We start from the raw sequence: 20,751 nt of genomic DNA on the forward strand, positions 1-20,751 counted from the left end.
CTGACATGTTTGCAATAGGACTCACCGGCGGCATCGGCAGCGGCAAGACGACCGTCGCCGACCTGTTCGCCGCACGCGGTGCATCGCTCGTCGATACCGATCTGATCGCGCACCGCATCACCGCACCGGCTGGTCTCGCGATGCCGGCGATCGAACAGGCATTCGGGCCGGATTTCATCGCGGCGGACGGCTCGATGGATCGCGCCAGGATGCGTGCACTGATTTTCAGCGACGACGACGCACGCCGGCGCCTCGAAGCGATCACGCATCCGCTGATCCGTGCGGAGACCGATCGCGAAGCCCGCGAAGCGCAGGGCTCTTACGTGATGTTCGTCGTGCCGCTGCTCGTGGAGTCAGGCAATTGGAAGGCGCGCAGCAATCGGGTGCTCGTCGTCGACTGTCCGGTCGAAACGCAGATCGCACGTGTTATGCGGCGCAATGGTTTCACGCGCGAACAGGTCGAAGCAATCATCGCGAGACAGGCGACGCGCGAAGCGCGTCTCGCGGCGGCCGACGACGTGATCGTCAACGATGCGACGACGCCCGATGCGCTCGCCGCACAGGTCGATGCACTGCATCAACGCTACCTCGGATTCGCGGCCGCTACACGCTGATCGGCGCGCGCAATCGTGATGGTGTACGAAATTGGCGCGTTGCTAGGGTAGAGAGTGAGCATTAGAATGTCCTGCATTGTTTCAATCCCTACCCGAGAGGCGAGCGCGCTTGATTCTTTACGAGTATCCGTTCAACGAGCGAATTCGCACGCTGTTGCGCCTCGAAGACCTGTTCGAGCGCTTCGCGTTCTTTTTGGCTCAGGAAGACCCGCGTGAACACCACGTCGCGCTGACGACGCTGTTCGAAATCGCCGAGGTGACAGGCCGCGCGGATCTGAAATCGGATCTGATGAAGGAGCTCGAACGTCAGCGCCAGACGCTCGCCCCCTTTCGCGGCAATCCGGGCATCGAGCAGAACGCGCTCGAAGCCGTGCTCGGCGAAATCGAGCAGACGCTCGCCAATCTTGCGCAGATGCAGGGCAAGACCGGGCAGCATCTGGTCGACAACGAGTGGCTCGCCAGCATCCGCAGCCGCGCAGTGATTCCCGGCGGCACGTGCAAGTTCGACCTGCCGTCCTACTATGCGTGGCAGCAATGGCCCGCCGAACAGCGGCGCCAGGACATCGCGAAATGGATCCTGCCGCTGCTGCCGCTGCGCGACGCCGCGGCGATCGTGCTGCGGCTTGCGCGCGAATCAGGCCAGGCGTCGAAGGTGATGGCGATGCAGGGCAGCTACCAGCAGATGCTGTCGGGGCGCACCTACCAGCTGATGCAGGTACGCGTGCCGCCGGAACTGCGCGTGATTCCCGAAGCGAGCGCCAACAAATACATGCTGTGGGTACGGTTCACCATGCAGGACGGCGACGTGCGGCCGCGCGCGGTGGACATCGACGTGCCGTTCCATCTGACCCTGTGCAATCTGTAACGGCCGCGTGCCGGTCCGACGCTTTCGTATGACTACCGTTGTGAAATGTCCTTCGTGCGGCGCAGAAGTGCGCTGGACGCCTGAAAACAAGTTCCGTCCGTTCTGTTCGGCCCGCTGCAAGCAGCTCGACCTCGGCGCATGGGCCGCGGAAAAGTACCGGATCGGAGGATCCTCCGACGAAGGTCCGTCATCGGAGGAAGACGGCACCGACGGCCGCCGCGACAGCTGAGCGGCGCACGGCACCGCCCGTCGGCGGATCTGGCCCGCCTTTCAGGCGGGCCGCCACGGCGTCATTGCGACGCCGCTTCCTTCTCGAGCAGTTCCAGCACCGGCAGCGCAGCCGGCAACAGCGGCGCGACGTCGACCGGCAGTTGCTGCCACACGAACGCCTGCCCTTCCTTGCTGTGCGGCTCGCCCGTCCAGCCCGTCACCTTGCAGAAATAGAGCCGCACGTACGCGTGCGGATAATCGTGCTCGAGCGTATGCCAGCGGTGGCTGGCGGTGACGACGATGCCGAGTTCCTCGTGCAACTCGCGCGCCAGCGCGTCTTCGACGCTCTCCCCGACCTCCAGCTTGCCGCCCGGAAACTCCCAGTAGCCTTCGTACGGCTTGCCCTGCAGCCGTTGCGCGAGCAGGTAACGGCTGCGGCCGACCGGCCCGTCCGGCTGCACCATCACGCCGACCGCGACTTCCGTCACCTTGCGGCCGTCGGGCGCGCGCACCGCGCCCGCTGCGGAATCCACACTCATGCCTGCTCCTTGCGGCCCGACCAGTCGCGCGCGAACTGCCACGCGACGCGCCCCGAGCGCGAACCGCGCTCGAGCGCCCAGACGAGCGCGTCGCCGCGTGCGGTCTCGATCTCGGCGTCCGCGCAGCCGAAATGACGCAGCCAGTGCGCGACGATGTCGAGGTAGTCGTCCTGCTTGAACGGGTAGAAACTGACCCACAGGCCGAAGCGCTCCGACAGCGAGATCTTCTCCTCGACGACTTCGCCGGGGTGGATCTCGCCGTCCGGCAGATGCTTGTACGACTCGTTGTCGCTCATGTATTCGGGCAACAGATGCCGGCGGTTCGACGTCGCGTAGATCAGCACGTTGTCGGACTGCGCGGCAATCGAGCCGTCGAGCGCGACCTTCAGCGCCTTGTAGCCCGATTCGCCCTCCTCGAACGACAGGTCGTCGCAGAACACGATGAACCGCTCCGGACGCTGCGAGATCAGCTCGACGATGTCGCCGAGGTCATGCAGGTCGTCCTTGTCCACCTCGATCAGGCGCAGCCCGTCCTTCGCATACGCGTTCAGGCACGCCTTGATCAGCGACGACTTGCCGGTGCCGCGGGCACCGGTCAACAGCACGTTGTTCGCCGGCTTGCGCTGCACGAACTGTCGCGTATTTTGTTCGATCAACCCTTTCTGCCGATCGATGTTGTGCAGGTCGTCGAGCGTGATCGACGACGCAGCCGGCACCGGCTGCAGATAGCCACGCCCCTGGCGCTTGCGCCAGCGGAACGCGGTAGCGGCATTCCAGTCGACGGCCGTCGGCGCAGGCGGCAGTATCCCCTCGAGGCGGCCGAGCAACGCTTCCGCGCGCGTCAGAAACTGTTCGAGCTTGTCCATGTTCTTCAAGCGCCCCGATCAGGAGCGGTAATCCGCGTTGATGCTCACGTAATCGTGCGACAGGTCACACGTCCAGACGGTTGCGTGCGCATCGCCACGGCCGAGCAGCACGCGAATCGTGATTTCGCTCTGCTTCATCACGCGCTGGCCATCTTCTTCCTGGTACGCCGGGTTGCGGCCCCCGGCCTTCGCGACGAGCACGTCGTCGAGATAAAGATCGATCTTGCCGACATCGAGATCCGTGACGCCCGCATAGCCGATCGCCGCGAGAATTCGGCCGAGGTTGGGGTCGGATGCATAGAAGGCCGTCTTCACGAGCGGCGAATGGCCGATCGCGTACGCGATCTGGCGGCACTCGGCGACGTTCTTGCCGCCTTCGACCTGCACCGTCATGAATTTCGTCGCGCCTTCGCCGTCGCGCACGATCAGCTGCGACAGCACCTGGGCGACCTGCGTGACCGCGTCGCGCAGCGCCGCATAGGCCGGCGAGTCGGTCGACGTGATCGCGGGCAGCGTGCTCTTGCCCGACGCGATCAGGATGAACGAGTCGTTCGTCGACGTGTCGCCGTCGATCGTGATGCAGTTGAACGAGCGGTCGGCCACTTCCTTCACGAGCGTGTCGAGCACCGGCTGCGCGACATTGGCGTCGAATGCGAGGAAGCCAAGCATCGTCGCCATGTTCGGCTTGATCATGCCCGCACCCTTGCTGATGCCCGTCAGCGTGACCGTGTGGCCGTCGATCGTCACCTGGCGCGACGTGGCCTTCGGCAGCGTGTCGGTCGTCATGATCGCCTGCGCGGCGTCGAACCAGTGCGCGGCCTTGCGGTTCGCGAGCGCAGCCGGCAGCCCGGCCTTCAGGCGATCGATCGGCAGCGGTTCGAGAATCACGCCGGTCGAGAACGGCAGCACCTGCGCGGCGTCGATGCCCGCGAGGCGTGCGAGTTCCGAGCAGGTTTCGCGCGCGTTCACGAGGCCCGGCTCGCCGGTGCCCGCATTCGCATTGCCCGTATTCACCACGAGCGCGCGGATGCCTGCGCCGCCCGCGCGCACCTTTGCCAGGTGTTCGCGGCACACCGTCACGGGCGCGGCGCAGAAGCGGTTTTCGGTGAATACGCCGGCGACCGTCGCCCCTTCTTCGACGGAAATGACCAGCACGTCCTTGCGATTCGGCTTGCGGATGTTCGCTTCCGCCCAGCCGAGCGTGACGCCGGCGACGGGATGCAGTTGGGCGGGATCGATCGACGGAAAATTGACAGCCATGGGGCACACCTGCCGGATGGAAAATGCCGGCACGCGCCGGCATCGATTGGAAGAACCGGCGGCCGCACGAGCGGGCCGCCGCAACTCACATCACTGACTCGAAGCTGCGAACGAAGCGGCACGCGCGATGCGCGCCGCCGCCGATCATGACAGCTTCCCGTGACATTGCTTGTACTTCTTGCCGCTGCCGCACGGGCACGGGTCGTTGCGGCCGACCTTCGGCATCTCGCCGCCGGGGCCGCTGTGGGTCATCGCACTGCCGACCATGTCGGCCGTCGCCGCGGCCGCGGTGGCGGCCGCGACGTTCGCGACCGGCGCGCCGGATTCCGCGTAGTCGGCGTGCTGGTATTCGACGTTCTCGAGATGACCGCCGCGCTCCTCGATCTGCTCGGCGGCCTCCTCGAGTTGCTCCGGCGACTGGATCTGCACGTTCATCACGATGCGCGTGACTTCCTGCTTGATCGCCTCGAGCATCGCGGCGAACAGCTCGAACGCTTCGCGCTTGTATTCCTGCTTCGGGTTCTTCTGCGCATAACCGCGCAGGTGGATGCCCTGGCGCAGGTGGTCGAGCGCCGCGAGGTGTTCGCGCCACAGGCGGTCGACCGTCTGCAGCATCACCGAACGCTCGAACGCGCTGAACGATTCGCGGCCGACCAGCGCGACCTTGGCCTCGTACTGTTCGTCGGCGGAGGTCGTCACGGCGTCGAGAATCTCCTCGGCCGTGATCGACGACGACTCGTTCACCATTTCCTGGATCGCGAGGTCGAGCTGCCAGTCGTTGCGCAGCGCTTCCTCGAGCTCGGGCACGTCCCACTGTTCCTCGATGCTGCCTTCCGGCACGAACTGGTGGACGACTTCGGCAATCACGCCGTGACGCATCGCGGAGATCGTCTCGGTGATGTCGTGGGCTTCGAGCAGTTCGTTGCGCTGCTGGTAGATCACCTTGCGCTGGTCGTTCGACACGTCGTCGTATTCGAGCAGCTGCTTGCGGATGTCGAAGTTGCGCGCTTCGACCTTGCGCTGCGCGGATTCAATCGAGCGCGTGACGATGCCGGCCTCGATCGCCTCGCCTTCCGGCATCTTCAGGCGATCCATGATCGAGCGCACGCGGTCGCCCGCGAAGATGCGCAGGAGCGGATCGTCGAGCGACAGGTAGAAGCGCGACGAGCCCGGATCGCCCTGGCGGCCCGCACGGCCGCGCAGCTGGTTGTCGATCCGGCGCGATTCGTGACGCTCGGTGCCGATGATGTGCAGGCCGCCCGCGGCCTTCACCTGTTCGTGCAGCGTTTCCCACTCGTCGTGCAACTGCTTGATGCGGCGTGCCTTTTCGTCGGCCGGAATCGCGTCGTCGGCATCGATGAACGCAGCCTGCTTCTCGGCGTTGCCGCCGAGCACGATGTCGGTACCGCGACCGGCCATGTTGGTCGCGATCGTGATGCGGTTCGGACGGCCGGCTTCCGCGACGATCGCGGCTTCACGCTCGTGCTGCTTCGCGTTCAGCACTTCGTGCGGCAGCCCGGCCTGCTTCAGCAGGTGCGACAGCAGTTCCGAGTTCTCGATCGACGTCGTGCCGACCAGCACCGGCTGGCCGCGCTCGTAGCACTCGCGAATGTCGCGGATCACCGCGTCGTAGCGCTCCTTGGCCGTCTTGTAGATCTGGTCCTGCTTGTCGATCCGCTTCGGCGGACGGTTGGTCGGGATCACGACCGTCTCGAGGCCGTAGATCTCGTTGAATTCGTACGCTTCGGTGTCCGCGGTACCCGTCATGCCCGCCAGCTTCGCGTACATCCGGAAGTAGTTCTGGAACGTGATCGACGCGAGCGTCTGGTTCTCGCTCTGGATCTTCACGTGCTCCTTGGCCTCGACCGCCTGGTGCAGGCCGTCGGACCAGCGGCGGCCCGCCATCAGGCGGCCCGTGAATTCGTCGACGATGACCACTTCGCCGTTCTGCACGACGTAGTGCTGATCCTTGTGGAACAGCGTGTGTCCGCGCAGCGCCGCGTACACGTGGTGCATCAGCGTGATGTTCTGCGGCGCGTACAGGCTTTCGCCCTCGCCGATCAGGCCCCACTCGCCGAGCAGCCGCTCGGCCTTCTCGTGACCCGATTCCGTCAGGAACACCTGGCGCGCCTTCTCGTCGAGCGTGTAGTCGCCCGGCTTCTCGACGCCCGTGCCGTCGGCCTTCTCCTCGCCGATCTGGCGCTCGAGCAGCGGCGGCAGTGCGTTCATCCGCACGTACAGTTCGGTGTGATCTTCCGCCTGACCCGAAATGATCAGCGGCGTACGCGCCTCGTCGATCAGGATCGAGTCCACTTCGTCGACGACTGCAAAGTTCAGTGCCCGCTGCACGCGAGCGTCGGTCTCGTAGACCATGTTGTCGCGCAGGTAGTCGAAGCCGAACTCGTTGTTCGTGCCGTACGTGATGTCCGACGCGTAGGCCTGCTGCTTCTGGTCGTGCTCCATGCCGGACAGGTTGATGCCGACCGACAGACCGAGGAAGTTGTAGAGGCGCGCCATCCATTCGGCGTCGCGCTGCGCGAGGTAGTCGTTGACCGTCACGACGTGCACGCCGCGGCCCGCCAGCGCATTCAGGTACACCGGCAGCGTCGCGACGAGCGTCTTGCCCTCGCCGGTGCGCATTTCCGCAATCTTGCCGTAGTGGAGCACCATGCCGCCGATCATCTGCACGTCGAAGTGGCGCATCTTCAGCACGCGGCGGCTCGCCTCCCGGCAGACCGCGAACGCCTCGGGCAACAGCTTGTCGAGCGACTCGCCGCCCGCGATCCGCTGGCGGAATTCATCCGTCTTGCCGCGCAACTGGTCGTCCGTCAGCTTCTCGATCTGCGTTTCGAGCGCATTGATCGTCGCGACGGTCTTTTGGTATTGCTTGACGAGCCGCTGGTTGCGGCTGCCAAAAATTTTCTGGAGAAAACCGGTTGTCATCGGATCGGATCCTGCGTCGCAGCACCGGCGCCCGGCGCGTAGTGCGCGCCCCGACGCCCGAGCCTCGGCGGCTTAGCGAATTAGTGGAATCAAACGAGGAATTTTAGCACGCGGGGACGCCTGCGCCCGTGTCCCGGCCGGACCCGCACCATGCGGGGAAAGGGCGCCGACAACCGCTCGGACGGCCCGAAAGCCGCGCGTGCGCGGGCCGGCGCGGGGTACAATCGGCGTCAACGTCCGCGCGCTTGCGCGCCCGAAGAATGCCTCGATGAATCGATTTTCCAAGCGTTTCGGCCCGCTCGCCGCGTATCGCCCGCAACCCGTGTCCGAAGTGCTCAACCGCACCGACGCGTTCGCGGCGCTGCGCGCCGGCGTCGAACAGGTCGCGTCGCTGCAACGCGACCTCTCCACGCTCCTGCCCGACTACCTGGCGAATCATGTCGAACCGGGCTCCATCAAGGATGGCACCCTGACCCTCTTTGCCGCGCACAACGCGCTCGCAGCCAGACTGCGGCAGGTCGAGCCGCGGCTGCTCGCCGATCTCCAGAAGCGCGGCTGGCCGGTCGCCGCGCTGCGCGTGCGCGTCCGTCCGAAGGACGCGCCGCCGCCGCCACATGTAAAGCAGGCGCGGATGACGTCCGTCGGCGCCGCCGCGTTGCGCGACCTCGCCGACCACCTCGAGCCGTCGCCGCTGCAGGCCGCGCTGGCGCGGATGGCCGCGCGGCACGGCGCGAAATCGCCACGCTGAGCACCGCGCCGACAACGGCCGACCAATAAAAAAGCGACCCGAAGGTCGCTTTTTTTATCGCTTGCGCCGGACGCCGGTTACGCGAAGGCCGTCTGCGTGTCGAACGCGAAGCCGCTCGGTGCGGACTGCGGATCCTCGAACGTGACGATCTCGTACGCGTCTTCGTTCGCGAGCAGTTCGCGCAGCAGCGCGTTGTTCAGCCCGTGCCCCGACTTGTACGCCGTGTACGACGCCAGCAGCGGATGACCGACCACGTACAGGTCGCCGATCGCGTCGAGCATCTTGTGCTTCACGAACTCGTCGTCGTAGCGCAGCCCGTCGTTGTTCAGGATCCGGTATTCGTCGAGCACGATCGCGTTGTCCATGCTGCCGCCGCGTGCGAGGCCCAGCTCGCGCATCATCTCGACTTCATGGGCGAACCCGAACGTGCGCGCGCGCGCGATCTCGCGCACGTACGACGTGTTCGCAAAGTCGACCTCGAGTTCCTGGCCGGTCTTGTCGACGGCCGGGTGACGGAAGTCGATCGTGAACTTCAGCTTGAAACCGAAATACGGATCGAGGCGTGCGAACTTGTCGCCGTCGCGGATCTCGACCGGCTTCTTCACCTTGATGAAGCGCTTCGGCGCGTTCTGCTCCTCGATGCCTGCCGACTGGATCAGGAACACGAAGGACGCGGCGCTGCCGTCCATGATCGGGATTTCCTCGGCCGTCACGTCGACATAGAGGTTGTCGATCCCGAGGCCGGCGCACGCCGACATCAGGTGCTCGACGGTCGACACGCGCGCACCATCCTTCTGCAGCACCGACGCGAGCCGCGTGTCGCCGATCGACATCGCGGATGCCGGAATGTCGACGGGCGTGGGCAGGTCGACGCGCGAGAAAACGATACCCGTGCCCGGCGCGGCCGGACGGAGCGTCAGTTCAACCTTGCGGCCCGAGTGGAGACCGATGCCCACGGTCTTCACGATCGATTTGATGGTGCGCTGCTTCAGCATGGTGTTCTTCATCTTGATTGAGAATATCAATCAGGAGTTATATTCGATAGGTGGGATTATAGCGTAATTCCCTATTCGACGCTGTTTGAAACTGCGTATCAATCTGTTTCGACTGTTTACCCGCGCCGATACGGGACGGGCCGATGCCCGGAACGGAGGCGTTTCCGGTCATCGGCCCGTGTTACAACTGTCCCGAGGCGGGTGAGCAGCGTTGCCGGCAGGCAACGGCGCACCGCACGATCAGGACTTCAACGTCGCAAGCACACTCGCCGCATCGCTCACTTCGAACTTGCCCGGCGCTTCGACGGCCAGCGTCTTGACCACACCGTCGTCGACCACCATCGCGTAGCGCAGGGAACGGATTCCCATGCCACGCGCGGACAAATCCTGCGTCAGCCCCAGCGCATGAGTGAAAGCAGCGCTGCCGTCCGCCATCATGCGCACCTTGCCCGCGGTGTGCAGATCACGTCCCCATGCGCCCATCACGAATGCGTCGTTGACGGACACGCACCAGAGCTCGTCGATGCCCGCCGAGCGCAGTTGCTCGGCGTGCTCGACATAGCCCGGCACATGCTGCGCCGAGCAGGTCGGCGTGAAAGCGCCCGGCAATCCGAAGATCACCACCCGCTTTCCCGCAACCTGGTCGCGCACGCTGTAGGCATTTGGCCCCAGCGTGCAGCCTTCGCGCGCGTCGTCGATGAACTCGAACAGTTGCGCGTCGGGCAGCGCGTCGCCCACTTGAATCATGGCTGGTCCCTCATAGCGATTCGGTTTTTCGGCGTATTGCGGACAGCACGTCCCATCCCGCTCCGCTCATGCGAAGAGGGCACGTTTCCCGGCCCGGCGTCGCATCCGACGCGGCCTGTCGTGGTCCGTAGCATCCGTCACGCCGGCGTTACCGCGGCGACCCCGCCGCGGCTTCGCCTGTGTGTGCGTCGTCAGTCAGCCTGCTTGCGCAGGAAAGCCGGGATGTCGTACGTGTCGACACCCTTCTCCTGCAGCGCCTGCACGTGCGATGCCGCGGTTTCGCGCGAATTGCGCCATACCGCCGGCGTATCGAGCGCGCCGTAGTCGGCCGTGCTGACGTGATGCTGCTGTGCATAGCCGTGCGACACCGCGCTGACCGGCTGGTTGTCGGTACCGGTACGCAGCAGCGTCATCGGAGCCGATTGCTGCTTCTTCGCCGCACGGCCCAGACCCGTCGCCACGACCGTCACGCGCAGTGCATCGCCCATCGCGTCGTCGTACACCGCACCGAAGATCACCGTCGCATCTTCCGCCGCGTAGCTCTTGATCGTGTTCATCACTTCGCGCGTTTCCGACAGGCGCAGCGAACGGCTCGACGTGATATTGACCAGCACGCCACGCGCGCCCGACAGATCGACGCCTTCGAGCAGCGGGCTCGCCACGGCCTGTTCCGCCGCGAGGCGTGCGCGATCGACGCCGGCGACCGTCGCCGTGCCCATCATCGCCTTGCCCTGTTCGCCCATCACCGTCTTCACGTCTTCGAAGTCGACGTTCACGAGGCCATCGACATTGATGATTTCAGCAATGCCTGCAACCGCGTTGTTCAACACGTCGTCCGCGCACTGGAAGCACTTGTCCATCTCGGCGTCATCGCCCATCACGTCGAACAGCTTGTCGTTCAGGACGACGATCAGCGAGTCGACGTGATCCTCCAGTTGCTGCGAACCTGCTTCCGCGACGCGCATCCGCTTGCCGCCTTCGAACTCGAACGGCTTGCTGACGACACCCACCGTCAGAATGCCCATCTCCTTCGCGATCTGCGCGACCACCGGCGCTGCGCCCGTGCCCGTGCCGCCACCCATGCCGGCCGTGATGAACACCATGTGCGCGCCGCGCAGTGCATCGGCGATGCGCTCGCGCGCTTCTTCCGCCGCGGCACGGCCCATTTCCGGCTTCGCACCGGCGCCGAGGCCCGTGTTGCCCAGCTGAATCACCGACGATGCGCGCGAACGCGACAGCGCCTGGGCATCCGTGTTCATCACGATGAAGTCGACGCCTTGCACGCCGCGGTTGATCATGTGCTGAACGGCATTGCCGCCAGCGCCGCCAACGCCGACCACCTTGATGATGGTGCCGTTGGTTTCGGTTTCCAGCATTTCGAATTCCATTGTTGCCTCCGTCAAGAAAATAAACCTACTCGGCCGTTATTCGGCAGGAGATCGGGCAACCCCCTGTCGCGCGCCAGCCGCCGGCACCAGCGCGAATTTCGATTCGGTCGGTCAGAAGTTGCTCAGAAACCATTCCTTCATCCGCGAGAAGACCTGCCCCGCGTTGCCGGACTGCACGGCGACCTTGCGGCCGCGCATGCGCTGCGCACTCCCTTCGACGAGCAGGCCCATCGCCGTCGAGTAGCGCGGATTGCGCACGACGTCGGCGAGGCCGCCTGCATATTCCGGCGCGCCGATGCGCACCGGTTTCAGGAAAATGTCTTCGCCGAGCTCGACCATGCCCGGCATCATCGAAGCCCCGCCGGTAATGACCACGCCGGAGCTCAGCAGTTCTTCGTAACCCGACTCGCGCACGACCTGCTGCACGAGCGAGAACAGTTCCTCGACGCGCGGCTCGATCACGGCCGCGAGCGCCTGCCGCGACAGCGTGCGCGGGCCGCGTTCGCCGAGTCCCGGCACTTCGACCATCTCGTCCGGATCGGCGAGCGCCTGCTTCGCGATCCCGTAGCCGACCTTGATGTCTTCCGCGTCCGGCGTCGGCGTGCGCAGCGCCATCGCGATGTCGCTCGTGATCTGGTCGCCGGCGATCGGAATCACCGCGGTGTGGCGGATCGCACCTTCGGCGAAGATCGCGATGTCGGTCGTGCCGCCGCCGACGTCGACCAGCACCACGCCGAGATCCTTCTCGTCTTCCGTCAGCACGGCCAGCGACGACGCGAGCGGCTGCAGGATCAGGTCGTTCACTTCCAGCCCGCAGCGGCGCACGCACTTGACGATGTTCTGCGCTGCGCTGACCGCGCCCGTCACGATGTGCACCTTCACCTCGAGGCGGATGCCGCTCATCCCGATCGGCTCGCGCACGTCTTCCTGGCCGTCGATGATGAATTCCTGCGTGAGGATGTGCAGCACCTGCTGGTCGGTCGGGATGTTGATCGCCTTCGCGGTCTCGATCACGCGCGCGACGTCGGTCTGCGTGACTTCCTTGTCCTTGATCGCAACCATCCCGCTCGAATTGAAGCTGCGGATGTGGCTGCCCGCGATCCCCGTGAACACGTTGGTGATCTTGCAATCAGCCATCAGCTCGGCTTCCTCGAGCGCGCGCTGGATCGACTGCACGGTGGCCTCGATGTTGACCACCACGCCCTTCTTCAGACCTTTCGATTCGCTCTGGCCGAGGCCGATCACCTCGTAATGGCCCTCGCCCTTCAGCTCGGCGACGATGGCCACCACCTTCGACGTGCCGATGTCGAGGGAAACCAGCAGATCCTTGTAGTCTTTGCTCATAAAGTGCTCTTGCGTGTGATCTATCGTTACTTCTTGCGCTTGTCGGTATCGGTCAGGAACCGCATGCCTGCCGCACGAATCGCGAATCCGTTCGGATAACGCAGGTCCGCGTACTCGATGTCGTTGCCCCAGCGCTCCGTGACGGCCGGCCACGCGGCGACGAGGCGCTGGCTCCGGTCATGCAGGGTTTCGCCGGTACGCTCCTTGCCCAGTTCGACCTGCATGCCGTTCGACAGCTTCACCGTCCACGCATAGCGCGCCGACAGCGTCACTTCTTCCGGCGCCGCCTTCAGCGGCGCAAACCAGTTCGCGAAGTCGCGATACCGCGTGACGACTTCCTTCGCACTGCCCTCCGGGCCGTCGAACGCCGGCAGTTCCTGATCCAGCTCGCCTTGGTTCGCGGTGAACAGCTCGCCGTCGACGCTCACGAGCTGCGCGCTGCCCCAGGTCCCGAGCGGTTTGTACTCCTCGAGCGTGACAGCCAGCGCATTCGGCCACACGCGGCGCACGCTCGCGTGGCGCACCCACGGCATCTGCTCGAATGCGGCGCGCGCCGTGTCGAGATCGACCGTGAAGAAATTGCCCTTCAGCCGGCCAACCACGCCCGCGCGCACCGTCGGCGTGTTGATGTGCTCGGTGTCGCCATCGATCCGGATTTCGCGCAGCGCGAACGTCGGACGCTGGATCAGCCAGTAGCAGCCGGCCGCCGCCAACACGAGCAGCAGCAGCGCGTACAGCGCGCTGGCGGCAAGGTTGAGTTGGCGAACGTTGTTCCACATACGTCGTTCCGTTCCTGCGTCAGTCGTTGAGCGTAAGCGACAGCACCTTCACGACCAGCTCGGAATAGCTGATGCCGATCGAGCGCGCGGCCTTCGGCGGCAGCGAGTGGTCGGTCATCCCGGGGGCCGTGTTCACTTCGAGGAAATACGCGTTGCCGGCGGCGTCGAGCATGAAGTCGGCCCGGCCCCAGTCGGTGCAGCCGAGCACGTCGAACGCGCGGCGCGCAATGCGCTTCAGTTCCGTTTCCTGTTCGGCCGGCAGCCCGCACGGGATCAGGTACTGGGTATCGTCGGCGACGTACTTCGCGTGGTAGTCGTAGAACTCGCCCGCCGGCACGATCTTGATCAGCGGCAGGTCGAGGTCGCCGGCGATGCACGCGGTGTATTCGCCGCCGCCTTCGATGCTCTTCTCGACGATCACGATCTTGTCGTGCGTCGCGGCTTCCGACAGTGCGGCGGGCAACGCGTCGGCCGTCTTCACCTTCAGCACCGCGACGCTCGAGCCTTCGCTCGCCGGCTTCACGAACAGCGGCAGGCCGAGCTTTGCGACGATTTCCGTCGCGCGCGTCGCGTAGTCGTCACCGCGCAGCACCGTCTCGAACGGCGGCGTCGGCACGCCCGTCTGTTGCCACACGAGCTTCGTGCGGAACTTGTCGAGGCCGAGCGCCGAGCCGAGCACGCCGCTGCCCGTATAGCGGATCCCGTAGAAATCGAGCGCGCCCTGGATCTGGCCGTTCTCGCCATAGCCACCATGCAGCGCATTGAACGCGCGCACGAAGCCTTCGTCCTTCAGCGCCGACAACGGCCGCTCGGCCGGGTCGAACGGATGCGCGTCGACGCCCGCGTCGCGCAGGCCCTGCAGCACGAGGCGGCCCGAGGTGAGCGACACCTCGCGCTCGGCGGATTCGCCGCCGAACAACACTGCCACCTTGCCGAAACGTTTCGGATCGATCCCGCTCATGTCATGCCTTCTGTTGTGTGTTCTGCACGACCTTCGCCGGCACACCGCCGATCGAACCCGCGCCCATCGTGATCACCACGTCGCCGTTCTGCGCGACCTTGGCCAGTGCGTCCGGCACGTCGTCGACCGTCGCGACGAACACCGGATCGACCTTCCCCACCGCGCGCAGCGCACGCGACAGCGCGTCGCCGTTGGCCGTCGCGATTGCCGCTTCGCCGGCGGCGTAGACTTCCGTCAGCACCAGCGCGTCGACCGTCGACAGCACGTTGACGAAGTCGTCGAAGCAGTCGCGCGTGCGCGTGTAGCGGTGCGGCTGGAACGCCAGCACGAGGCGGCGGCCCGGGAACGCGCCGCGCGCGGCCGCGATCGTCGCGGCCATCTCGACCGGGTGATGACCGTAGTCGTCGATCAGCGTGTACTGGCCGCCGTCCGCGGTCGGCACCTCGCCGTAACGCTGGAAACGCCGGCCGACGCCGTTGAATTCCGCCAGCGCCAGCTGGATCGCGTCATCCGTCACGCCGAGGTCGGTGGCGATCGCGATCGCCGCGAGTGCGTTCTGCACGTTGTGCAGGCCCGGCATGTTCAGCACCACCGCGAGCGGCGCACGACCTTCCCGGATCACCGTGAAGTGCATCCGGCCGTCGCGCGCGTCGATGTCTTCCGCGCGCACCTGCGCGTCCGGCGACAGCCCGTAGCGCACCACCGGCTTCGAGATGAACGGGATGATCTGCCGCACGTTCGGATCGTCGACGCACACGACCGCGCTGCCGTAGAACGGCAAGCGCTGCGTGAACTCGATGAACGCCTGCTTGAGCCGCGCGAAATCGTGGCCGTAGGTATCCATGTGGTCGGCGTCGATGTTCGTGATGACTTCGATCACCGGGTACAGGTTCAGGAACGAGGCGTCCGACTCGTCGGCCTCGGCGACGATGAAATCGCCGGTGCCGAGCCGCGCGTTCGCGCCGGCGCTGATCAGCCGGCCGCCGATCACGAAGGTCGGATCGAGGCCGCCCGCCGCGAGCACGCTCGCGACGAGACTCGTCGTCGTGGTCTTGCCGTGCGTGCCGGCAATCGCGATCCCCTGCTTCAGGCGCATCAATTCGGCGAGCATCACTGCGCGCTGCACGATCGGCACGCGCTGGTGACGCGCGGCCAGCACTTCCGGGTTGTCCGAGCGCACGGCCGTCGACACAACGACCGCGTTCGCGCCCTCGATGTTCGCTGCGTCGTGGCCGATCGCGATCCGCGCGCCGAGCGCCGCGAGACGATCGGTCACCGCGTTGCGCGACAGGTCCGAGCCGCTGACCTCGTAGCCGAGGTTGACGAGCACTTCGGCGATGCCGCTCATGCCCGCGCCGCCAATCCCGACGAAATGAATATGTTTGACGATGTGTTTCATTGCAGTGTTTCCAGGTTCGCGCCGGCTACCTTCGCGCAGATGCGCGCGACTTCGTCGGTGGCCTCGGGCTTCGCCAGTGAGCGCGAACGCTCCGCCATGTCCGCAAGCGAGGCCCGCGACTGGTCGTGCAGCCAGTCGGCGAGCAGATCCGCCGACAGGTCGCGTTGTTGCACCAGCACCGCGGCCCCCGCATCGGCGAGGAACGCGGCATTGGTCGTCTGGTGATCGTCGACCGCGTACGGAAACGGCACGAACAGCGCCGCCACGCCCACCGCCGCGATCTCGGACACCGTCATCGCGCCGGAACGGCAGATCACGAGATCCGCCGCCGCGTACGCGCCCGCCATGTCGTCGATGAACGGCACGAGCCGAACGTCGTCGCCGCCCGCGAAACCGGCGGCCTCGTAGTTCGCCTTCAGCGCGTCGATGTGCTTCGCGCCGGCCTGGTGCACGATGCGCGGGCGCTCGCCCGGCGCCAGCAGCGCCAGCGCGCGCGGCACGACTTCATTCAGCGCGGCGGCGCCGAGACTGCCGCCGACGACCAGCACGTTCAGCGGACCGCTGCGCGCCGCATAGCGTGCTTTGGGCGTTTCCGTGCGCGCAAGTTCCACGCGAATCGGGTTACCGGTCCATTCCGCGTGCGGCAGCGCGCCGGGGAAGGCGACCAGCACGCGCTTCGCGAATTTCGCGAGCACCTTGTTCGTGAGACCCGCGATCGAATTCTGTTCGTGCAGCACGAGCGGACGGCCCGACAGTGCGGTCATCACGCCCGCCGGGAACGTGATGTAGCCGCCCATCCCGAGCACGACGTCCGGCCGCACGCGACGCAGCGCGCCGAGGCTCTGCCAGCACGCGCGCAGCAGGTTGAACGGCAGCATCAGCTTGGTCTTCAGGCCCTTGCCGCGCAGCCCGCCGAAGCGCACGTATTCCATCGGAATGCCGTGCTTCGGTACGAGCGTCGCTTCCATCCCGGCCGGATTGCCGAGCCATACGACGCGCCAGCCCGCCGCTTCCATCCGGTGCGCGACCGCGAGCCCCGGGAACACGTGGCCCCCGGTGCCGCCTGCCATCACCATCAGCGTGCGTCGCGACGCGGTCATACCTTCCCTCCGCGCATCAGCACCCGGTTTTCGTAGTCGACCCGCAGCAGCACCGCGAGCGAAACGCAGTTCAGCAGGATGCCGGAGCCGCCGTAGCTCACCAGCGGCAGCGTCAGGCCCTTGGTCGGCAGCAGCCCGAGGTTCACGCCCATGTTGATGAACGTCTGCGCCCCGAACCAGATGCCGATGCCCTTCGCCATCAGGCCCGCGAACGTGCGGTCGAGCGCGAGCGCCTGGCGGCCGATCTCGAACGCGCGGCGCACGATCCAGTAGAACAGCAGGATCACGACCAGCACGCCGACGAAACCGAGCTCCTCGCCGATCACCGCGAGGATGAAGTCGGTATGCGCTTCCGGCAGGTAGTTCAGTTTCTCGACGCTGCCGCCGAGGCCGACGCCGAACCACTCGCCGCGGCCGAACGCGATCAGCGAGTGCGTGAGCTGGTATGCCTTGCCCTGCGCGTAGCGTTCGTCCCACGGATCGAGATACGCGAAGATCCGTTCGCGACGCCACGGCGACAGCCATACGAGCATCGTGAACGTGCCGACCGCCGTCGCGACCAGGCCGCCGAACAGCTTGCCGTTCACGCCACCGAGGAACAGCACGCCCATCGCGATCGCCGCGACCACCATGAACGCGCCCATGTCGGGTTCGAGCAGCAGCAGCGCGCCGACGAGGCCGACCGCGAACGCCATCGGCAGGAAGCCCTTCGCGAAGCTCTGCATGTACTCCTGCTTGCGCACCGTGTAGTTCGCCGCGTAGATCGTCACCGCGAGCTTCATGATTTCCGACGGCTGCATGTTCGTGATGCCGAGCGGAATCCAGCGGCGCGCGCCGTTCACGCCCTTGCCGACGTGCGGGATCAGCACGATCACGAGGCCGACCAGCGCGATCAGGAAGAGATGCGGCGCGTATTTGTCCCAGGTCGACACGGGCACGCGGAACGCGATCACCGCCGCGATGAACGCGACGACGAGCGACACGCAGTGGCGCATCAGGAATGCGTAATCGTGATACGACGCGTATTTCGGCGAATCCGGCATCGCGATCGACGCCGAATACACCATCACGACGCCGAGCCCGAGCAGCGCGATCGCGACCCACAGCAGCGAGTAGTCGAAGTCGAGCATGCGCGAGCGGCTCGGCCGCACGCCGTTGACGACGCTCGCGAGGCCGCCGGTCGCAGCGCGCGTGGCCGAGGCGACGCGGCCGCCCGCGGCATTGCCGCCGGTGTCGCGCCGGTCGTTGAAACGGGAGACGAGGCGATCGGACCAGCTCATGGCGTCGCTCCTTTGTCGATGGCGATTTCGTCCACCGCCGCGCGGAATACGTCCGCGCGATGGGCATAGTTCCTGAACATGTCGAGGCTCGCGCATGCGGGCGACAGCAGCACCGCGTCGCCCGGTTCAGCGAGCTCGGCCGCCGCACGCACCGCGCCTTCGAGCGTTGCGTGGTCGGCGAGCGGCACGCCGGTTTCGGCGAGCGTGTCGCGAATCGCCGGCGCGTCGCGGCCGATCAGCATCACCGCGCGACACCAGCGCGCGACCGGCGCGACCAGCGGCGCGAAGTCCTGCCCCTTGCCGTCGCCGCCCGCGATCAGCACGATCTTCTGTGCGAGCCCATCGAGCGCGGCAACCGTCGCGCCTACGTTCGTTCCCTTGCTGTCGTCGACGTAGTCCACGTCGTCGATCGTCGCGATCACTTCGACGCGATGCGCTTCGCCGCGGTATTCGCGCAGCGCGTGCAACAGCGGCGCGGCCGGCAGGTCGATCGCACGTGCGAGCGCGAACGCGGCCAGCGCGTTCGCCGCGTTGTGCAGCCCGCGGATACGCAGCGCATCGGCCGGCATCAGCCGCTTTTGCGCGATGTCCGGCGTATGTGCGCCGTCGCGCTTGCGCCGGCGGCTCGTCATCGTTTCGTCCGGCGCGTCGCGATCGACCGCTTCGACCAGCCACGCGATGCCGTTGTCGCGCGACAGGCCGTAGTCGCCCTGCTGCGCCGGTTCGTTCAGGCCGAACGTGACCGTGCGCGCGGCATCGGCCGCACCTGCAGCCGGCGCGAACTTCATCACCGCTGCATCGTCGCGGTTCAGCACGCGGGTCGTCGTCGCGCCGAAGATCCGGCCCTTTGCCGCCGCATACGCGTCGAAGCTGCCGTGCCAGTCGAGGTGATCCTGCGTGATGTTGAGAATCGCGGCCGCGTCAGGCGCGAACGTGCGCGCGGTCTCGAGCTGGAAGCTCGACAGTTCGAGCACCCAGACGTCGGGCAGCGCGGTGTCGTCGATCGCGCCCGCGAGCCGGTCGAGCATCGCCGGGCTGATGTTGCCCGCGACGGCGACCTTCTTGCCCGCGCGCTGGCACAGCAGGCCGGTGAGGCTCGTCGTCGTGGTCTTGCCGTTGGTGCCGGTGATCGCGAGCACCTTCGGCTGGTAGCCGCTCGTGCCGAGCGCGCGCAACGCCTGCGCGAAGAATTCCAGTTCGCCCCACACCGCGATCCCGCGCTCGTGCGCGGCCGCGACCAGCGCCGCGAGTGCCGGTTCGAGCGGCGACAGGCCGGGGCTCAGCCCGACGATCTCGACACCGCCGTCAAGCAGCGCGGGCGTGAACGGCCCGCCGCCGAACTCCGCATCGATGCCTTCGGCCTGCAGCGCGGCAAGGTTCGGCGGCGCCTCTCGGGTATCGGCAATACGCAGCCGGCACCCGTGCCTCGCGCACCATCGCGCGATCGCAAGGCCCGACTCCCCGAGCCCCAGTACGAGCACCATCGGCCGCTGCCGATCTCCAAACATCTCGCCAGACATCCTTGTTACCTTTCCTTTACCGCAGCTTGAGGGTGGACAGACCGAACAGGCACAGCATCAGCGTGATGATCCAGAAACGTACCACCACCTGCGTTTCCTTCCAGCCGGACAATTCGAAATGGTGATGCAGCGGCGCCATCTTCAGCAGGCGCCGCCCTTCGCCGTAACGCTTCTTCGTGTACTTGAACCACGAAACCTGCAGCATCACCGACAGCGTTTCCGCGACGAAGATGCCGCCCATGATGAACAGCACGATTTCCTGGCGTACGATCACCGCGACCGTGCCGAGCGCGCCGCCGAGCGCCAGCGCGCCGACGTCGCCCATGAACACCTGCGCGGGGTGCGTGTTGTACCAGAGGAACGCGAGCCCTGCCCCACCCATCGCGGAACAGAAGATCAGCAGTTCGCCCGCGCCCGGGATATGCGGGAACAGCAGGTATTTCGAATAGACCGAACTGCCCATCACGTACGCGAACACGCCGAGCGACCCGCCGACCAGTACGACCGGCATGATCACGAGACCGTCGAGACCGTCGGTCAGGTTCACCGCGTTGCTCGCGCCGACGATCACGAAGTAGGTCAGCACGATGAAGCCCCAGACGCCCAGCGGGTAGCTGATCGACTTCAGGAACGGCAGCATCAGGTCCGCGCGAGCCGGCAGCCCCATCGACAGGCCGCTCCTCACCCACGCCATGAACAGGTCGAACACGCGCACGTTGTTCGCCTCGGACACGCTGAACGCGAGATAGACGGCGGCGAACAGGCCGATCACCGACTGCCAGAAGTACTTTTCGCGCGACGACATCCCGCGCGGGTCCTTGTAGACGACCTTGCGATAGTCGTCGACCCAGCCGATCACGCCGAAGCCGAACGTGACGAGCATCACGATCCAGATGAACCGGTTGGTCAGGTCGCCCCACAGCAGCGTCGCAACCGCGATGCCGATCAGGATCAGCACGCCGCCCATCGTCGGCGTGCCGGATTTGACGAGATGACTCTGCGGGCCGTCCTTGCGCACGGCCTGCCCGACCTTCATTTGCGTCAGCTTGCGGATCACCCACGGTCCGCACACGAGCCCGATACCGAGCGCGGTGATGGTGGCCATCACCGCACGGAACGTCAGGTACGTGAACAAGCGCAAAAAGCTTGCGTCTCCTTGCAGCCATTGCGCCAGCGCCAGCAGCATGCTTCCT

19 protein-coding genes are annotated in these 20,751 nt (G+C 66.1%); 4 read left to right on the plus strand and 15 right to left on the minus strand.

Annotated elements, in window-relative coordinates; all coding sequences use genetic code 11:
• The first annotated feature begins 5 nt into the window (after window positions 1-5).
• The 3 genes from coaE (at window position 6) to GEM_RS14655 (ending at window position 1,708) form a co-directional block, all read left to right on the plus strand.
• Entirely contained in the window at window positions 6-614 is a 609-nt protein-coding gene (gene coaE / locus GEM_RS14645; RefSeq protein WP_014898169.1) for a dephospho-CoA kinase, read from the plus strand.
• A gap of 109 nt (window positions 615-723) precedes the next feature.
• Window positions 724-1,479 carry a cell division protein ZapD gene (gene zapD, locus GEM_RS14650; protein WP_014898170.1) on the plus strand — a complete coding sequence of 252 codons (756 nt, stop codon included), beginning with the start codon at window positions 724-726 and terminating at the stop codon, window positions 1,477-1,479.
• A gap of 28 nt (window positions 1,480-1,507) precedes the next feature.
• Entirely contained in the window at window positions 1,508-1,708 is a 201-nt protein-coding gene (locus GEM_RS14655; RefSeq protein WP_039317342.1) for a DNA gyrase inhibitor YacG, read from the plus strand.
• 61 nt (window positions 1,709-1,769) lie between these two features.
• Here GEM_RS14655 and GEM_RS14660 read toward each other — a convergent pair whose 3' ends face one another.
• From GEM_RS14660 to secA, 4 genes are all read right to left on the minus strand, one after another.
• A complete protein-coding gene (locus GEM_RS14660; protein ID WP_014898171.1) occupies window positions 1,770-2,228 on the minus strand; it encodes an NUDIX domain-containing protein in 459 nt (152 codons plus the stop codon).
• Window positions 2,225-3,094, minus strand: coding sequence for an ATP-binding protein (locus GEM_RS14665; protein ID WP_014898172.1), 870 nt, complete (start codon window positions 3,092-3,094; stop codon window positions 2,225-2,227). The genes GEM_RS14660 and GEM_RS14665 overlap by 4 nt, the downstream gene beginning before the upstream one ends.
• 18 nt (window positions 3,095-3,112) lie before the next feature.
• Window positions 3,113-4,354 (minus strand): bifunctional glutamate N-acetyltransferase/amino-acid acetyltransferase ArgJ, encoded by a 1,242-nt coding sequence (argJ, locus tag GEM_RS14670; protein ID WP_014898173.1) that lies wholly within the window; start codon window positions 4,352-4,354, stop codon window positions 3,113-3,115.
• 144 nt (window positions 4,355-4,498) lie between these two features.
• Window positions 4,499-7,297, minus strand: a complete 2,799-nt coding sequence (gene secA / locus GEM_RS14675; RefSeq protein ID WP_014898174.1) for a preprotein translocase subunit SecA — start codon at window positions 7,295-7,297, stop codon at window positions 4,499-4,501.
• 268 nt (window positions 7,298-7,565) lie between these two features.
• Between secA and GEM_RS14680 the strand changes: the two genes are divergently transcribed.
• A complete protein-coding gene (locus GEM_RS14680; protein WP_014898175.1) occupies window positions 7,566-8,045 on the plus strand; it encodes a DUF721 domain-containing protein in 480 nt (159 codons plus the stop codon).
• 77 nt (window positions 8,046-8,122) lie between these two features.
• Here GEM_RS14680 and lpxC read toward each other — a convergent pair whose 3' ends face one another.
• The 11 genes from lpxC to mraY all read right to left on the minus strand — a co-directional run bounded on the left by lpxC (window position 8,123) and on the right by mraY (window position 20,744).
• The gene (gene lpxC / locus GEM_RS14685) at window positions 8,123-9,040 is read right to left on the minus strand and encodes a UDP-3-O-acyl-N-acetylglucosamine deacetylase (protein WP_039317455.1); all 918 of its coding nucleotides are present in this window, start codon (window positions 9,038-9,040) and stop codon (window positions 8,123-8,125) included.
• Between the two features lie 240 nt (window positions 9,041-9,280).
• Window positions 9,281-9,787: a peroxiredoxin gene (locus GEM_RS14690; RefSeq protein ID WP_014898177.1), complete on the minus strand. Its 507-nt coding sequence runs from the start codon at window positions 9,785-9,787 to the stop codon at window positions 9,281-9,283.
• A 191-nt stretch (window positions 9,788-9,978) separates the two neighbouring features.
• Window positions 9,979-11,175: a cell division protein FtsZ gene (ftsZ, locus tag GEM_RS14695; protein ID WP_014898178.1), complete on the minus strand. Its 1,197-nt coding sequence runs from the start codon at window positions 11,173-11,175 to the stop codon at window positions 9,979-9,981.
• A gap of 111 nt (window positions 11,176-11,286) precedes the next feature.
• A complete protein-coding gene (gene ftsA, locus GEM_RS14700) occupies window positions 11,287-12,519 on the minus strand; it encodes a cell division protein FtsA (protein WP_014898179.1) in 1,233 nt (410 codons plus the stop codon).
• A gap of 26 nt (window positions 12,520-12,545) precedes the next feature.
• On the minus strand, window positions 12,546-13,298 hold the full coding sequence (locus GEM_RS14705) for a cell division protein FtsQ/DivIB (RefSeq protein WP_014898180.1): 753 nt from the start codon (window positions 13,296-13,298) through the stop codon (window positions 12,546-12,548).
• A 19-nt stretch (window positions 13,299-13,317) separates the two neighbouring features.
• Window positions 13,318-14,259, minus strand: coding sequence for a D-alanine--D-alanine ligase (locus tag GEM_RS14710; RefSeq protein WP_014898181.1), 942 nt, complete (start codon window positions 14,257-14,259; stop codon window positions 13,318-13,320).
• 1 nt (window position 14,260) lies between these two features.
• A complete protein-coding gene (murC, locus tag GEM_RS14715) occupies window positions 14,261-15,658 on the minus strand; it encodes a UDP-N-acetylmuramate--L-alanine ligase (protein ID WP_014898182.1) in 1,398 nt (465 codons plus the stop codon).
• Window positions 15,655-16,758: an undecaprenyldiphospho-muramoylpentapeptide beta-N-acetylglucosaminyltransferase gene (murG, locus tag GEM_RS14720; protein ID WP_014898183.1), complete on the minus strand. Its 1,104-nt coding sequence runs from the start codon at window positions 16,756-16,758 to the stop codon at window positions 15,655-15,657. The genes murC and murG overlap by 4 nt, the downstream gene beginning before the upstream one ends.
• Window positions 16,755-18,038 carry a putative lipid II flippase FtsW gene (gene ftsW / locus GEM_RS14725; RefSeq protein WP_014898184.1) on the minus strand — a complete coding sequence of 428 codons (1,284 nt, stop codon included), beginning with the start codon at window positions 18,036-18,038 and terminating at the stop codon, window positions 16,755-16,757. Before ftsW ends, murG begins: the two co-directional genes overlap by 4 nt.
• The gene (murD, locus tag GEM_RS14730; protein ID WP_014898185.1) at window positions 18,035-19,546 is read right to left on the minus strand and encodes a UDP-N-acetylmuramoyl-L-alanine--D-glutamate ligase; all 1,512 of its coding nucleotides are present in this window, start codon (window positions 19,544-19,546) and stop codon (window positions 18,035-18,037) included. Before murD ends, ftsW begins: the two co-directional genes overlap by 4 nt.
• A gap of 28 nt (window positions 19,547-19,574) precedes the next feature.
• A complete protein-coding gene (gene mraY / locus GEM_RS14735; protein ID WP_006752439.1) occupies window positions 19,575-20,744 on the minus strand; it encodes a phospho-N-acetylmuramoyl-pentapeptide-transferase in 1,170 nt (389 codons plus the stop codon).
• Window positions 20,745-20,751 lie beyond the last annotated feature (7 nt).

This window comes from Burkholderia cepacia GG4 (assembly GCF_000292915.1).
Taxonomy (GTDB): Bacteria; Pseudomonadota; Gammaproteobacteria; order Burkholderiales; family Burkholderiaceae; genus Burkholderia; species Burkholderia cepacia_D.